Origin of the sequence: Streptomyces sp. NPDC047000, from assembly GCF_040644295.1 — a bacterium.
Classification (GTDB): Bacteria; Actinomycetota; Actinomycetes; order Streptomycetales; family Streptomycetaceae; genus Streptomyces.
In genome coordinates, this window is the sequence record NZ_JBEYWE010000083.1 from 1 (window position 1) to 1,293 (window position 1,293).

General features: G+C 67.2%; 2 protein-coding genes. Both read right to left on the minus strand.

What is annotated here, in order from left to right:
- Nucleotides 1-847, minus strand: an 847-nt coding sequence (locus ABZ862_RS38475) for an alpha-amylase family glycosyl hydrolase (RefSeq protein WP_360969285.1), incomplete at its 3' end; no start/stop codon positions are given.
- Nucleotides 844-1,293 (minus strand): DUF3459 domain-containing protein (locus ABZ862_RS38480; protein ID WP_360969288.1); only part of this gene is annotated, 450 nt, incomplete at its 5' end. The genes ABZ862_RS38480 and ABZ862_RS38475, both read right to left, overlap by 4 nt.

Sequence of the window (1,293 nt, forward strand, 5' to 3'; positions counted from 1 at the left end):
GGCACTCGTCGCCGCCGGCGGCGTAGTCGCCGAAGTAGTCGACCACGTCCTCCGGCCACTGGTTCGCCTCGGCCAGCAGCACCGTGTCCGGGTACTGCGTGTCGATCTCCTTGCGCACCCGCTTCAGGAACTCGTGCGTGGCGGGCAGGTTCTCGCAGTTGGTGCCCTCCTCCTGGTACAGGTACGGCACCGCGTCCAGCCGGAACCCGTCGATGCCGAGGTCGAGCCAGAACTTCAGCGCGGAGAGGATCTCCTCCTGCACCGCCGGGTTCTCGTAGTTGAGGTCCGGCTGGTGGGAGAAGAACCGGTGCCAGTAGTACTGCTTGCGGACCGGGTCGTAGGTCCAGTTGGACACCTCGGTGTCGACGAAGATGATCCGGGCGTCCTGGAACTGCTTGTCGTCGTCGGCCCACACGTAGTAGTCGCCGTAGGGCCCGTCGGGGTCGCGTCTCGACTCCTGGAACCACGGGTGCTGGTCGCTGGTGTGGTTCATGACGAAGTCGATGATGACGCGCATGCCGCGCTGGTGGGCGGCGTCGACGAACTCCACGAAGTCGGCGAGGTCGCCGAACTCCGGGAGGACCGCGGTGTAGTCGGAGACGTCGTAGCCGCCGTCCCGCAGCGGGGACTTGAAGAACGGCGGCAGCCACAGGCAGTCCACGCCCAGCCACTGGAGGTAGTCCAGCCGGGCGGTGAGGCCCTTGAGGTCGCCGACACCGTCCCCGTTGCTGTCCTGGAAGGAACGGACGAGGACCTCGTAGAAGACGGCACGCTTGAACCAGTCGGGGTCCCGGTCCTTGGCAGGGGTGTCCTCGAAGGTGTCCGGGACGGGCTCGTTGACGATCATGTTGTGGGGGACCCTCCGATCTGCGGGGTGGACGGTCGCAGGACGGTGAACACGTGTGCCGGCCGGGTACCCGGTTCCAGGCGTACGTAGTTCGCCCTGCCCCAGTGGTAGGTCTCACCGGTGAGCTCGTCGCGCACCGGCAATGACTCGTGCCAGTCGAGGCCCAGGTGCGGCAGGTCCAGGAACACCGTGGCCTCCTGGGTGTGATGAGGATCGAGGTTCGCGACGACCAGAACCGTGTTCGAGCCGCTGTGCCGCGAGTACGCGATCACCGCTTCCTGGTCCGCGCCGTGGAAGTGGGTCCCGCGCAGCTGCCGCAGCGCCGGGCTCTGCCGCCGGATGGTGTTGAGACGCTCGATGAGGGGCGCGATGCTGCGTCCCTCGCGCTCGGCGGCCTCCCAGTCACGGGGGCGCAGCTGGTACTTCTCCGAGTCCAGGTACTCCTC